13 protein-coding genes are annotated in these 12796 nt (G+C 57.6%); 4 read left to right on the forward strand and 9 right to left on the reverse strand.

Annotated elements, in window-relative coordinates; genetic code table 11:
• The first annotated feature begins 68 nt into the window (after positions 1-68).
• Positions 69-1841, forward strand: a complete 1773-nt coding sequence (locus RYB09_RS19960; RefSeq protein ID WP_058399779.1) for a bifunctional diguanylate cyclase/phosphodiesterase — start codon at positions 69-71, stop codon at positions 1839-1841.
• 17 nt (positions 1842-1858) lie between these two features.
• Here RYB09_RS19960 and RYB09_RS19965 read toward each other — a convergent pair whose 3' ends face one another.
• The 5 genes from RYB09_RS19965 to RYB09_RS19985 form a co-directional block, all read right to left on the reverse strand.
• On the reverse strand, positions 1859-2230 hold the full coding sequence (locus RYB09_RS19965; RefSeq protein WP_003430937.1) for a hypothetical protein: 372 nt from the start codon (positions 2228-2230) through the stop codon (positions 1859-1861).
• Positions 2227-2568 carry a helix-turn-helix domain-containing protein gene (locus RYB09_RS19970; RefSeq protein ID WP_003368334.1) on the reverse strand — a complete coding sequence of 114 codons (342 nt, stop codon included), beginning with the start codon at positions 2566-2568 and terminating at the stop codon, positions 2227-2229. The genes RYB09_RS19965 and RYB09_RS19970 overlap by 4 nt, the downstream gene beginning before the upstream one ends.
• A 100-nt stretch (positions 2569-2668) precedes the next feature.
• A complete protein-coding gene (locus RYB09_RS19975) occupies positions 2669-3121 on the reverse strand; it encodes a YkvA family protein (RefSeq protein ID WP_002552636.1) in 453 nt (150 codons plus the stop codon).
• Between the two features lie 365 nt (positions 3122-3486).
• Complete coding sequence (locus RYB09_RS19980) at positions 3487-4260, reverse strand: FKBP-type peptidyl-prolyl cis-trans isomerase (RefSeq protein WP_002552635.1); 774 nt, start codon at positions 4258-4260, stop codon at positions 3487-3489.
• Between the two features lie 206 nt (positions 4261-4466).
• The gene (locus tag RYB09_RS19985) at positions 4467-5876 is read right to left on the reverse strand and encodes a DUF4329 domain-containing protein (RefSeq protein WP_058399778.1); all 1410 of its coding nucleotides are present in this window, start codon (positions 5874-5876) and stop codon (positions 4467-4469) included.
• 246 nt (positions 5877-6122) lie between these two features.
• On the opposite strand from RYB09_RS19985, the gene RYB09_RS19990 reads away from it, so the two are divergent.
• Positions 6123-6641, forward strand: a complete 519-nt coding sequence (locus RYB09_RS19990; RefSeq protein WP_058399777.1) for a hypothetical protein — start codon at positions 6123-6125, stop codon at positions 6639-6641.
• Positions 6642-6651: 10 nt separating this feature from the next.
• Here RYB09_RS19990 and RYB09_RS19995 read toward each other — a convergent pair whose 3' ends face one another.
• Positions 6652-7572 carry a LysR family transcriptional regulator gene (locus RYB09_RS19995; protein ID WP_316889900.1) on the reverse strand — a complete coding sequence of 307 codons (921 nt, stop codon included), beginning with the start codon at positions 7570-7572 and terminating at the stop codon, positions 6652-6654.
• A gap of 134 nt (positions 7573-7706) precedes the next feature.
• Here RYB09_RS19995 and RYB09_RS20000 point away from each other — a divergent pair, with 134 nt between their 5' ends.
• Entirely contained in the window at positions 7707-8762 is a 1056-nt protein-coding gene (locus RYB09_RS20000) for a tartrate dehydrogenase (RefSeq protein ID WP_058399776.1), read from the forward strand.
• A gap of 105 nt (positions 8763-8867) precedes the next feature.
• The gene (locus RYB09_RS20005; protein WP_316889902.1) at positions 8868-10211 is read left to right on the forward strand and encodes a dicarboxylate/amino acid:cation symporter; all 1344 of its coding nucleotides are present in this window, start codon (positions 8868-8870) and stop codon (positions 10209-10211) included.
• Position 10212: 1 nt separating this feature from the next.
• On the opposite strand, the gene RYB09_RS20010 is transcribed toward RYB09_RS20005, so the two are convergent.
• The 3 genes from RYB09_RS20010 to RYB09_RS20020 all read right to left on the reverse strand — a co-directional run bounded on the left by RYB09_RS20010 (position 10213) and on the right by RYB09_RS20020 (position 12354).
• Positions 10213-10590, reverse strand: a complete 378-nt coding sequence (locus RYB09_RS20010; protein WP_058408885.1) for a VOC family protein — start codon at positions 10588-10590, stop codon at positions 10213-10215.
• Between the two features lie 55 nt (positions 10591-10645).
• Complete coding sequence (locus tag RYB09_RS20015) at positions 10646-11836, reverse strand: CaiB/BaiF CoA transferase family protein (protein WP_122258290.1); 1191 nt, start codon at positions 11834-11836, stop codon at positions 10646-10648.
• A gap of 122 nt (positions 11837-11958) precedes the next feature.
• Complete coding sequence (locus RYB09_RS20020; RefSeq protein ID WP_058399773.1) at positions 11959-12354, reverse strand: hypothetical protein; 396 nt, start codon at positions 12352-12354, stop codon at positions 11959-11961.
• Positions 12355-12796: the final 442 nt, after the last annotated feature.

Below are 12796 nucleotides of genomic sequence, written 5' to 3' on the forward strand. Positions count from 1 at the left end.
GAAGCTGTCGTGAAATACGGGGCTGAACGCGCAAGCGCTCAGCCCTTTTTATTCTCTTCGAGACGACCATGACCCTAACCGAACAGTTGAGCACACTGAGTTCAATTCTGGCTCGTGGTGATTTGCACAGCTTGTTCCAGCCCATCGTTTCGCTATCGGAACGTCGAATTCTGGGTTATGAAGCCTTGACCCGCGGACCGTCCAACAGCGCGTTGCATTCGCCCCTGAACCTGTTTGCCATCGCTCGACAGGCAGGCCGCCTGAGTGAGCTGGAACTGAGTTGCCGTGACAGCGCCTGCCGGCGTTTCAGTCAGCAGAAGTTGCCGGGCAAGCTGTTCCTCAACGTCTCTCCCGAATCGCTGCTCGAAACGTCTCATCCTCCCGGCCGGACGCTGGAAATGCTGCGCCGATACCACATCGCGCCGAAGGACGTGGTCATCGAACTGACCGAGCAGATGCCTACCGACGATTTCGACCTGCTGTACAACGCGCTGCACCACTACCGCGACATGGGCTTCTCCATCGCGCTGGATGACCTGGGTGCTGGTTATTCAAGCCTGCGACTCTGGTCGGAGCTGCGTCCAGACTACGTGAAAATCGATCGGCACTTCATCGACGGAATTCATCAGGATGCGGTGAAGCGCGAATTCGTTGGCTCCATGCTGCAGATGGCCAAGGCTTCCAGAGCGACCGTGATTGCCGAAGGCATCGAATTACCCGAAGAGCTGGCAACGCTGAAGGACATGGGCGTAAACCTGGTTCAAGGCTATCTGCTTGCGCGCCCGCAAGAGCGCCCGCCGCGCGACACCCGCGCCATGCTGCCCAAGGCAGAGACCACCAGCGTGTCGCTGAACGAAGAAGCGGCAGACCTTTCTGCCCTGCTCAACCCGCAACCATCAGTCAGCCAGTCCACGCCCACCGCTGAAGTACTGGAAGCGTTTCGCAGGCAGGCCAATCTCAACTCGCTGGCCGTGCTGGACGACGAGGCCAGGCCCTGCGGCATCGTCCATCGGCATTCATTGTCCGAGGCACTGCTCAAGCCCTTCGGCACCGAACTGTTTGCCCGCAAGCCGATCAGCCGTCTGATGAGCGATGACTTTCTGGCCGTGGAAGTCAGCCAGTCACTGCAACAGGTCAGCCGACTGTTGACCAGCCGCGCCCGGCAGCGCATCGAAGAGGATTTCATCATCACCTCCAACGGTACCTATCTGGGCCTCGGACGGGTGATCGATGTTCTGAAATTGATTACCGAGATGAAAATCCAGCAGGCACGTTACGCCAACCCGCTGACCCTGCTGCCCGGCAATGTTCCGATCCAGCAATGCCTGACGCGTCTGCTGCAACAGGGCCGCGAATCGGTGATCTGCTATGTGGACATTGACAGCTTCAAGCCTTTCAACGACATCTACGGCTACGCCCGTGGTGATGAAGTGCTGCTGTGTCTCGCGCAGTGCCTGAACGACCGTATCGACCCGAGCAGGGACTTTGTCGGACACATCGGCGGGGATGATTTTCTGATGGTGCTGGGCGTCGAGGATTGGGAGCGGCGCCTGAAAACCCTGCTGGATGATTTCCAGAATCAATGCCGACGTTTCTACCGCGCGGAACATCTGGAAGCCGGTTGCTTCGTCGCCCTCAACCGACAGGGACAACGCCAGGAATTCCCGTTGTTATCACTGTCGATCGGCGTGGTGCACCTGCATGAAGAAAGCTGCACGTTGGTCGATGCCAGCCAACTGGCCGACCTCGCTTCACAGGCCAAGCACTTCGCCAAGGATGTCGCCGGCGCAAGCATTCACGTCATAGATTCAACGCGGCTGGATTTGTTGATGCAGGCGTGAGGGCCGGTGCCATTCCCCTACTGCGCTTCAACTTCCGGATAACTGTATTCAAACACCCGAACCACTTCCGAGGCATGCCATGAGGCTGCCGCGACGCCGTCCGACGGTCCGGAGAAACGGCCCAGGCGTTCAGCACACTCGAAAAAACCAGGACGCGGCAGGCGGCTTGCGCCCTGGCTGATGACCAGCGAACTGCGCAAGGGCTGTTCAGCGCGGGCATCCATGGCGGCGAGGTGCTCAAGAGCCGCCGTCAGGGTCTGCATGGCCGGACTGGGCAGTTGCAGGCGTTCCACCAGCGCGCGATAGGTCAGCAGATGCCGTTGGCGACGGGCCAGATCGAGCTCATTGAGCAGCCCGTCCCAATGCTGACGACTGATGCGCACGCTCACGACTCACCTCGCCAGCCCGGCACCCCAAGCTCCCACGCCAGGCTGCGCTTGATGGCGCCGTCCGGCTCACGAGTACCGTTCTCGATCAATTCCAGATAGGACGGGCTGATCCCGACGGTACGCGCCAGGCTCGCCGCTTCAAGGCCCTTGGCCTCGCGCAGTGCACGCAACTCATCGAACCCGGGAAGCTCACCGGCGGTAGTGCCGGAAGTCGATACAGCCGGCTCGCTGGAAGGTTTGCCGGCCAGTCCGGCAGCCTTCAGCAGCGCTTGATACTGCGCCCAGGGCAGCACTGCATATTCCGGCTCACCGTCACGGGATATCACTTGAAGATCCATAGAGTCACCTTGTACTACACGACCGCACACTGATCAGGCTTGATTCATAGGCTGGCATCTTAACAGCGTAACGCTACGGCTTGTGTTCCATCCGTGAGACTTACACCTTACCCCGCTCTTTCTCCAACAGCGCCTGAGTCTTGGGCAACTGCTCGACCACGATGAGCTTCTCGGGCGGTTGCTGCTCACGCCATGCGCGAAAAGCATCCAGTTCGTCGCTCAAGTGCTTGGTGACCCAGGCCAGCACTGCGATGTCATCGAACATTCCCAGGCCTGGAATCCAGTCAGGAATAGCGTCCAGCGGGCTGAGGAAATACATCAGGCCCGCGACAATGGACAAAATGGCTTTGGGGCTGATGCTTCGGTACTCACCGCGCCAGTAAGCCAGGCACAGGGCCTGGAGCAAACGCAGATCGTCCTTGAGCTTGCCCAGACGATTACCTTCACTGTTGCCCTTGCGCGCGACCGCAAACAACAACCCTGGCAGTCGCCCCGCTGCCAGCAGACGCCGGGCTCCGGGCAGATAACGGATAAAATTCCACGGTGCTTTCATACCCACTCCCGTTCAGCAAAATGTCTTTCGATAAAAGCAGATCCGGCGAACCTGCCTGGCCGGAGCTACAAGGTTATCCACAATAATTGTGGATAACCTTGTGAACAGTGGCTTTTTTCATGCCTGAACTCCCCGTTATCGGGGGGCCACAGTCAAATCGGGCGTTTTTTACTCACAAAAAAGCTACAAAGGTGTGAAACCGGTACCTTGCTCAAGCGAGTGCCGTTACCTTGCCGGACTGTCGGACAATGCTACTGCGCGCGTCCATGATAGTGGGACTGCCCGAATGGCCAAGCGTTCGGGAAATAAGCCGGACACAAAAACGCCCTGTCGAGACAGGGCGTTTTCTGTAGCCAGGTAGTGCGTTACTTCTTGGCCGGAGCCGAAGCGGCAGGAGCTGCCTCTTCTTCTTCGTCGGCATCAGCACCAGCAGTCGGTGCCGCTGCAGGGTCCTTGATACCCAACAGTTCAAGATCGAACACAAGTACCGAGTTGGCCGGGATAGCCGGGCTCGGGCTCTGCGCGCCGTACGCCAGATCACTAGGGATGAAGAGTTTGATCTTCTCGCCTACGTGCATCAGTTGCAGACCTTCGACCCAACCCGGAATAACGCCGCCTACAGGCAGGTCAATCGGGCTGCCGCGTTCAACGGAACTGTCGAAGACCTTGCCGTCAATCAGTTTGCCTTCGTAGTGAACAGTCACAACATCGGTAGGCTTGGGCTGAGCGCCATCCGCTTTCTTGATGATTTGATACTGCAAGCCGGAAGCAGTGGTGACCACGCCGTCCTTCTTGCCGTTCTCTTCGAGGAATTTCTTGCCGGCGGCCGAAGCCTCTTCGCTCATCTTGGCCAGACGCTCCTCGGAGCGCTTCTGCAGGGCTGAGAAGGCTTCAACCAGCTCTTCGTCTTTGAGTTTCTGATCTTTCTTGCCGACTGCGTCTTCGATACCCAGGGCTACAGCCTTGGAATCCAGATCATCCATACCTTCCTGAGCCAGGCTTTTGCCCATGTTCAGACCGATGCCATAAGACGCTTTTTGTGCCGGAGTTTTCAGCTCTACGGTGCTGGCTTGCTTGTCACAACCTGCGAGTACCAGACCGACCAGGGCAATCGCCGCTGCCAACCGATGCTGTTTCATGCTAATTCCTTGTTCATGCGCCAAAAGGGCAAACGAGTAAAGCCGCGAGCTTATCAGGCCGCCGCGATCAATGGCTACCGGCATGAGAGGGAGAAAACGCCGATAAGTTCAGGTATCCAAAGGTTTTCCCGGCGCGGCACTGGATTGTTCAGTTGCAGTTCAGTTTGCGATTCGCATGGGAAACGCGCGGGTTTGCAGCGAAGGGCTCAAGGCACGGGCCTGACCACCCCTGCATGAGGCCAGCGCTCACTGGTCTGCAGCACGCGCAGTTGCCCGGCTCGTGCCACTCTGCGAACAAAGTCCTGCATATTGATCGTACCTGCGGCGAGTTGCGCCTGGATGGACTCAGCCCCCGAGTACACGCGCGACACACTTCGCAAAAGCTGAAGCTCCTCGTCGGACCGGCTGGGTGTGTACGCGAGCAGTGCACCATCGGCTGCCGAGAAATAAACTGCCGACATCTCGAAGCCATAACGAATTGGCGAGCCTTTGGGTCGCTGTGCAGGCTTGTACCGATAACTGAACATGCGATGCAGATCGTCCGGGTCGAAGAAATCGCTCACTACTTCACGCCCGCCTTCGGCTACGAGGTTGGCAGACGAAAAATATATGCCGTCAACACGATAGCCATCAGGTAACGCAGGCCGGTAGTACGCATCGGGGTGAAACGCCGAACAGGGCGCGTAGACCGGGGCACCATCCTCAAGGATCGGCTCGGCGATCCGGTAGGCGCGCGTTACCGGGTTGAACAGTAGAAAACCGATGATCTGCGAATGAATGCGAGTGCCAATCTGGCCGTGCGCGTAACGTGCGGCCTCATCCGCACGGGTAAACGGCGCGCTGAGGCTCAGAGGCCTTGGTGGCCACTGCACGGCACAGCTTGCAGGCGGTGTTACAGGAGGCCTGCGAGTGGCGGCTTCGTCCGGATAAGGGTGCCAGTCAGTCGACACTTTCCCGACCCGCCCCCACAGACGACTGGGCACTATCACTTCCAGGTTCCCGGCACCTGCCAGCAACCGGACCACATCACTGGGCAGCATGGTAAGGTTCTGCAGCGCCTTGTGGATCTGACTGAGTTCACTCAGGTGCGGCATCTTTGGTGGTCCGGCAACACGCGCAAACAGTGTGTCTTCAGCGGCAGAACGGGACAAAGTGTATTTGATCAGCGAGCCGTCAGGCCCGGAAAGATAGGTCGCCGGGCAAATATCCTGATCATCGATCACTGCATAGATGTCGCCCGCCGAAAAGCTGTTCGGGTAAGTAACCTTTTCACGCTCCGGCCATTCTTCAAGCCCGGCCTGAAGTGACGGGTGAGAGTGGTAAATCGCATAGTCGTCATACCCTTGCGGGTAGAGCACATACCCCTCCTCATCGTTGCGCGGAAAGACTTCGTTGGGGTCAAAGCTGAACCGGCTGCCGTTCATGGGTTCGGTCGCGACGTACTTGCCATCCTTGCGAACCAGAATAAAGCCGCCGTATTCACGGTCACGCCGATTGCCGATTCGCTCATGGGCATAGCGCGCCGCATCATCTGGATGATCGAAAGGCACGCTGAACGCTGGCATGCCGGGATGGTGGTCAATGGACCGTTTTTCAATTCTTTTTCTGGGGTGCATCCGGGGCTCCTTGAAAGCCTGACTGATTGAGTCATTAGCGTAAGGAAACCAAGTGCCGCGGGTGACATAGATGAATATGACAAAAGCTAGACCGGGCGGCGCCCGGCAACATGAAACTAAAGATAATTTTTAACCGTTACCGGATGTGATTCGATCCGCTGCGTGGGCGAATCTGCCCAGCCCCTGTTTCGATCACCGCGACTGGCGATCAGGGCTTATGCAGTTTGTCGTGCTCAGGAACGTTTTATGCAATCGAACAATCGTTTTCGCCTGATGCGCTCGACGGCTTGCCAGTTGGCAGGCCTTGCAGCCATCACCGCAGCAGTCATGTTGCCGATCAGCACCGCCTATGCCACCAAGAAGCCACCTATTGTTGTAACCGAGGGCATCAAGGCATACAGGCTGTGCACAGGCCCCGACAATCTGTCACACGTCATCGAAGGCTCGATTGATCAAAAGGCAATGACCGATGTCAGCGCCCTGCACTTCAAGGAAACCCCGGCGCACTCGCAATACAACTGGCACGCCGCGCCAGAAGAGCAATACGTGATCACCCTTTCAGGCACGCTCGAGTTTTCCACCACCGGCGGAGAGAATTTCATACTGCGCCCAGGGGAAATATTGTTGGCACAGGACACTACCGGCCCAGGCCATCGCTGGAAACTGATCGACGACCAGCCGTGGCGACGCGCTTACGTCATTACCAAACCAGGAGACAAGGCTGCATTCATACCGAAGGAAGGGGCTGCTTCGAAGGGCTGCTGACGCCCGCAGCTCAATGCGGGTCTTGCAGCGGGACAACCCGATCCAGACTGGCAAAACGCTCCACCAGAAAATCGATCAGACAACGCACCCTGGCGGACAGATGCAACTGCTGCGGATAGACCGCGTAGACGTCCGCCCGAGTGGGTGTCTGGTCTTCAAGTACCAGACGCAAACGGCCACTGCGTACGTACCGGGCAATGTCCCATTCGGCGCGCAGCAAAATGCCGAACCCTTCCAGCGCCCAGTTCAGCGCGACCTCACCGTCGTTGCAGCCCAATGCGCCATGTACCTTGATGTTCTGCGTACGCCCCCCGTTGCTGAAGCTCCACACCCCGTAGGGTGTTTCGTTCTGACGCAGAAAAATACAATTGTGCTGCTGCAGTTCCGCCAGACGTGTCGGCGTACCGTGCTTTTCCAGGTACAGCGGTGATGCGCAGAGCAGACGTCGATTGGACGCGATCTTGCGCGCATGAAAGGCCGCATCCGGAAGACTGCCGAAACGAATGCCCAGATCAAAACCATGGGTGGCCAGATCCAGTGGGTGATCACTGATTTCCAGCTGGATCTGCACCTCGGGGTAACGGGCAAAAAAAGCCGCCAGTGCCGGGCCTATATGACGGCGACCGAAACCCAGTGAAGCGTTGACCCTGATTAGCCCTTTGGGGCTGGCAGAACTGCTGGTGATCAACTGCTCGACTTCATCAATCTGGGTCAGAATCCGCGTCGCATGGCTGAAATACAACTCTCCCTCGGCAGTCAGACTCATGGACCGCGTGGTGCGATTCACCAGGCGTGTGCCCAGCCGCGCTTCCAGAAGACTCAAGCGCTTGCTGATGGCAGGCGGCGTCACGCCCAGTTCGCGGGCTGTCGCGGCAAGGCTGCCCTGCTGAGCCAACAGATGGAAAAACGACAGGTCCTGTGTCTGGTTCATTGGTAACTCAAGGTTAATTATGTAGTGATTTCGAGTAACTCATACGTTCCGGCTCACTACATATACTCCGTCCACACCCTGTCGAACAGAGCGTTCGCAGGCATAACAAAAAGCATCGGACAGTGGAGTGGGCCATGAACAGTTACAACATTGCAGCAGTACCCGGCGACGGTATTGGCGTGGAAGTGATCGCCGCAGGTGTTGAAGTCCTGCAGGCGCTGTCGACAAAATCCGGCTTCGATCTGACCTTCAAGCACTTTGACTGGAATTCGGATAACTACCTGAAGAACGGCCACTACATTCCTGAAGGCGGTCTGGCCGAACTCAAGACCTTCGATGCGATTTTCTTCGGCGCAGTGGGCGCCTTGAATGTACCCGACCATATTTCCCTGTGGGGTTTGCGCCTGCCGATCTGCCAGGGCTTTGACCAATACGCCAACGTACGTCCAGCGCGCGTTCTGCCCGGCGTAAAGAGCCCGCTGCACAACGGCCACGAGATCGACTGGGTCGTCGTTCGCGAAAACTCCGAGGGTGAGTACTCCGGCAATGGCGGGCGCGTGCATCGTGGCTTGCCGGAAGAAGTCGCAACCGAGGTTTCGGTGTTCACACGGGCCGGTGTAGAGCGCATTCATCGCTTCGCTTTCGAACTGGCGCGCACTCGCCCGCGCAAGCACCTGACCATGGTCACCAAGTCCAACGCGCAGCGCCATGGCATGGTGTTGTGGGACGAAATTTTCTACGAAGTGGCCAAGGACTTCCCGGACGTCAGGATCGACAAGGAGCTGGTGGATGCCGTGACCACGCGCATGGTGCTCAAGCCATCGTCGCTGGATGTCATCGTCGCCACCAACCTGCACGCCGACATCCTTTCCGATCTGGCTGCCGCCCTGTCCGGCAGCCTGGGCATCGCCCCTACCGCCAACCTCAACCCAGGCCGCAACTTCCCGTCGATGTTCGAACCGATTCACGGTTCGGCCTTCGATATCACCGGCAAAGGCGTCGCCAACCCGATTGCAACGTTCTGGACCGCTGCGATGATGCTTGAGCATCTGGGGGAATCGACAGCGGCCAAGACCCTGATGTCGGCCATCGAAGCGGTTACCGAAAGCGGTCTGCACACCCCGGACCTCGGCGGCACAGCCACCACCCGGCAGGTCACCGACGCGGTACTGCAACTGATCAACCGCTGAGGCGCGTTCGCCAGATCAACGTCGTATCGAGGTACAACGCCACGGAGACCGGCCTGCCGAGTCTCCGGGTATTTCCTGACAACAATAAAAACTCAGGACCCGGTCATGAAAAGCATTCTAGGCAAACTGTACGTACAGGTTTTACTCGCGGTCATTCTTGGCGCCATCGTTGGCGTTGTGGCACCGGAAACCGGCGCAGCGCTCAAACCCATCGGCGACGCATTCATCAAGCTGATCAAGATGCTGCTCGCACCAGTGATTTTCCTGACAGTGGTGTCAGGCATCGCGCGCATGGAAAACATGAAGGAGCTGGGCCGCGTCGGGTTTCGGGCACTGGTCTATTTTGAAGTGGTGTCGACCCTGGCGCTGGTCATTGGTCTGGTCGTGGTGGATGTGTTCAAACCCGGTGCAGGGATGAACATCGACGTAGCAACGCTGGACTCTTCCAGCCTGAGCACCTACACCAGCGCGGCGAAGCATTCGTCGTTCATGGACTTTTTGATGGGCATCATCCCCGACACCATCATCGACGCGTTCGCCAAGGGCAATATTCTGCAAATCCTGCTGTTCTCGATCCTGCTCGGGATCGCTCTGGCGCAGGTAGGCCCGCGTGCCAAACCTTTTGTCGATGCGCTGGACAGCCTGATGCAGGGCATGTTCAGAATCGTCAACATGGTCATGCGCCTGGCACCGCTCGGCGCATTCGGCGCAATTGCCTTCACCATCGGCAAATATGGTTTCGGTTCGCTGTTTTCCCTGGGCAAACTGATGGCCTGCGTCTACCTGACCTGCGCAGTGTTCGTGATCTTCGTGCTCGGGCCGATATGCCGCTACAGCGGTTTCAGCCTCTGGAAATTCCTGCGTTTCATCAAGGAAGAACTGTTCACGGTGCTGGGCACCAGTTCATCTGAATCGGTGCTGCCACAGATGATCTCGAAAATGGAGAAAGCCGGCGTATCAAAACCGGTTGCAGGAATGATCATTCCATCCGGCCTGACCTTCAACCCGGACGGACAGGCGATCTACTATACGATTGCCGCGATCTTCATCGCCCAGGCGACCAATACGCCGCTGACCCTGACCGACCAGTTGATCGTGCTGGTGGTGCTGATGTTCACCTCCAAGGGTTCGGCGGGTGTCACGGGTTCAGGCTTCATCATTCTCGCCGCGACCCTCGCGTCCCTGGGCACCATACCGGTCGCGGGCATGGTGCTGTTACTGGGCGTGGACCGTTTCATGTCCGAAGCACGGGCGATCACCAATACCATCGGCAACGGCGTCGGCACCATGGCCATCGCCAAATGGGTTGGCGCACTGGACAGCGAGAAGATGCATCGGGCGCTGAATGGCGAGGACGAGCCGACACAACCCGAGCCTTCACCCATGCCGAAAACCGGTCAGGTCAGACCTGCCACTATCACGGAAGGGGTCAGTCCGTCGCCGACCTGAATCAGGCCAATTCGGAAATTTCGATCAGGTTCAGATCAGGATCGCGCACATACACAGAACGAATCGGCCCGGTGGCACCGGTACGCTCTACCGGACCTTCAACGATAGGCCAGTCCTGCTCCTGCAGGTGCGCGATGACCTGATCCAGCGGGATGCTGGCAATGAAACACAGGTCCAGCGCACCTGGCACAGGCAGATGGGCCTTGGGCTCGAACTCTTTGCCACGCTCATGGACATTGATTTTCTGATTGCCGAAGCGAAACGCCAGTCGGCCCTGGCGAAAGCGCTCTGGGGCCATACCCATCACGCGTACGTAAAAGTCCTTGCAGGCGTCAACATCAGCAGTGGTCAATACAAGATGGTCCAGATGATCAATCACGGGATCAGCTCCGTTTGGAATAGAGTTTTGTTTACGGCAAAGGCCGCATTTCGGATCAGATGATGCCAAGCCGACGCCATTCAGCGCGAGTGGCTGCGTCTATACCGTGTGCTTCGAGAACGGCATCGGTGTGCTGACCCAGGGTCGGCGCAGGCGCTCTTACCTGGCCCGGCGTGTCTAGAAGTTTAGGCACGATCCCCGGGAGAGTGACGGGCGTGCCGTCATCCAGCGCGCTCTGCAACAACATGTCACGCGCCTGATAATGCGGGTCGCTGGCGATATCGGCAGCGTCGTAGATCTTGCCTGCCGGGATACGCGCCTCGTTGAGTGCAGCAAGAACTTCGTCCATCGAGCGCTCGGCGGTCCAGGTCGAAATGGCAGCATCAATGCGTGCCACATGCCTGACTCGCCCGTCGTTATGCTCAAGCTCGGGGTCATTGGCCAGATCCAGGCGACCGATCTTTTCCATCAACCGACGGTAGATACTGTCGCCATTGCCTGCGATCAGCGCGTACTTACCATCATTGCAGCGGTAGGCGTTGGTCGGTGCGATGCCTGGCATGCTGCTGCCTGCTGGCTCACGGACAGTATTGAATACCGAATACTCGGGAATCAGGCTTTCCATCACGTTGAACACTGACTCGTACAACGCGACATCTATCTGCTGACCGTCACCGCCATTCTGTTCGCGGTGCCGAAGCGCCAGCAGAATGCCGATAACGCCGTGCAGCGCCGACAGCGAGTCGCCGATCGACACACCGACACGCACCGGCGTACGCCCTGGCTCGCCCGATAAATGACGCAAACCGCCCATCGCCTCGCCTATTACGCCAAAACCCGGCCTGTCACGGTACGGGCCGGTCTGCCCATAGCCGGAGACGCGCAGCATGATCAGTTTCGGATTGAGGGCATGCAGCTCTTCCCAACTGAGCCCCCAACCCTCAAGCGTACCGGGGCGGAAATTCTCGACCAGCACATCGGCATCACGAATCAGCTGGCGGGCCATTTCCTGCGCCTGAGGCTGGCGCAGATCGAGGGTCACTGACTGCTTGTTGCGCGACTGCACCGCCCACCATACGGAGGTACCGTTGTGCAGCAAACGCCATTTGCGCAGAGGATCACCGGTCAGCGGCGGCTCGACCTTGATGACCTCGGCACCGAACTCGGCAAGGATCTTCGCCGCAAAAGGTCCGGCAATAAGCTGGCCCAGCTCCACCACCTTGATGCCCTGAAGAGGTAAATTCATGACACGTCCGTTCTTGTTGGGAATGGATAGATGATCTGCGCAAATGCGATGGATGGAAAGCCGCAGGTGTTTAACGAGGTTCTGCCCCCGAGAAAGCCCCGCACCCGGTGAGGCTCATTCAATCAGTTGCTGCACGCCAGCTGAAAGCTCATGGAAGCATCGCCCGAGGCACCGTCCTTGCCGACCATGAGACCTAACACATTGACTTCTTTTGTGGTGGCAGCCCCACCCAACTTGACGTGACCGTAGAACAGCCGTTCATAGTCACTGGTATCAATAGAAGATGCCGAGCAGAAACCAGGCGAGTGTTTGAAGTGGCCCTCATTGAAAATCACTTTATACGTTGCGAAATAGTCGCTCTTACTACTGTAACTTACGGACTTGATCCACGGAGACGATTGAGTAACAACAGTGCCGTGCTGATCGATAGTCGCGGTGTGCAGCGCAGGCAAGGCCAACGCGCTGACGGAGGCTGCCATGACAGAGGCAGCCATGAGCAGTTTAATACCAGTGTTCATATAATTTCCTTATTTAAATATAGAGTATTCAACCGCCTTGACAGGGCGATCTTACAGAATCAGATATAAGACAGTCGGTCAGCACACTGAAGTGCTCTAACCGACAAAACCAGCTAATACCAGCGAAGATGAGAAATCAAGGACCTGATTGCGTTAAACAAAGAGCGAGCCAGAAACTTCAATAAATAAGGAAATAACTTACAGTGGCAAAGAGGAAGTCTTACCTGATGATGCGTGGAAGCGCACGACAATGCATCACATGAAAACAGCGCTCCTCTGCAAAAATCAACCAGACCGTGCCATTAGAAACCAAACGTCAAGGGTATTGAACTGCGATGACTGCACTGAATATTGTTTTCACAACGCGCATCAAAATGGACTGCTGACCCTGGCCAACGTGGCCGATGCAGATGGCCCGCACATGGTCGAAAGCCTGGGCGGA

Origin of the sequence: Pseudomonas syringae group sp. J254-4 (assembly GCF_032586855.1) — a bacterium.
GTDB lineage: Bacteria > Pseudomonadota > Gammaproteobacteria > Pseudomonadales > Pseudomonadaceae > Aquipseudomonas > Aquipseudomonas amygdali.

What these genes read in the sequence shown, in the direction of transcription:
- RYB09_RS19960 (WP_058399779.1), top strand. Translation starts at nt 69, where the DNA reads ATGACCCTAACCGAACAGTTGAGCACACTGAGTTCAATTCTGGCTCGT.
- RYB09_RS19970 (WP_003368334.1), bottom strand. Translation starts at nt 2,568, where the DNA reads ATGGATCTTCAAGTGATATCCCGTGACGGTGAGCCGGAATATGCAGTG.
- RYB09_RS19975 (WP_002552636.1), bottom strand. Translation starts at nt 3,121, where the DNA reads ATGAAAGCACCGTGGAATTTTATCCGTTATCTGCCCGGAGCCCGGCGT.
- RYB09_RS19980 (WP_002552635.1), bottom strand. Translation starts at nt 4,260, where the DNA reads ATGAAACAGCATCGGTTGGCAGCGGCGATTGCCCTGGTCGGTCTGGTA.
- RYB09_RS19985 (WP_058399778.1), bottom strand. Translation starts at nt 5,876, where the DNA reads ATGCACCCCAGAAAAAGAATTGAAAAACGGTCCATTGACCACCATCCC.
- RYB09_RS19990 (WP_058399777.1), top strand. Translation starts at nt 6,123, where the DNA reads ATGCAATCGAACAATCGTTTTCGCCTGATGCGCTCGACGGCTTGCCAG.
- RYB09_RS19995 (WP_316889900.1), bottom strand. Translation starts at nt 7,572, where the DNA reads ATGAACCAGACACAGGACCTGTCGTTTTTCCATCTGTTGGCTCAGCAG.
- RYB09_RS20000 (WP_058399776.1), top strand. Translation starts at nt 7,707, where the DNA reads ATGAACAGTTACAACATTGCAGCAGTACCCGGCGACGGTATTGGCGTG.
- RYB09_RS20005 (WP_316889902.1), top strand. Translation starts at nt 8,868, where the DNA reads ATGAAAAGCATTCTAGGCAAACTGTACGTACAGGTTTTACTCGCGGTC.
- RYB09_RS20015 (WP_122258290.1), bottom strand. Translation starts at nt 11,836, where the DNA reads ATGAATTTACCTCTTCAGGGCATCAAGGTGGTGGAGCTGGGCCAGCTT.
- RYB09_RS20020 (WP_058399773.1), bottom strand. Translation starts at nt 12,354, where the DNA reads ATGAACACTGGTATTAAACTGCTCATGGCTGCCTCTGTCATGGCAGCC.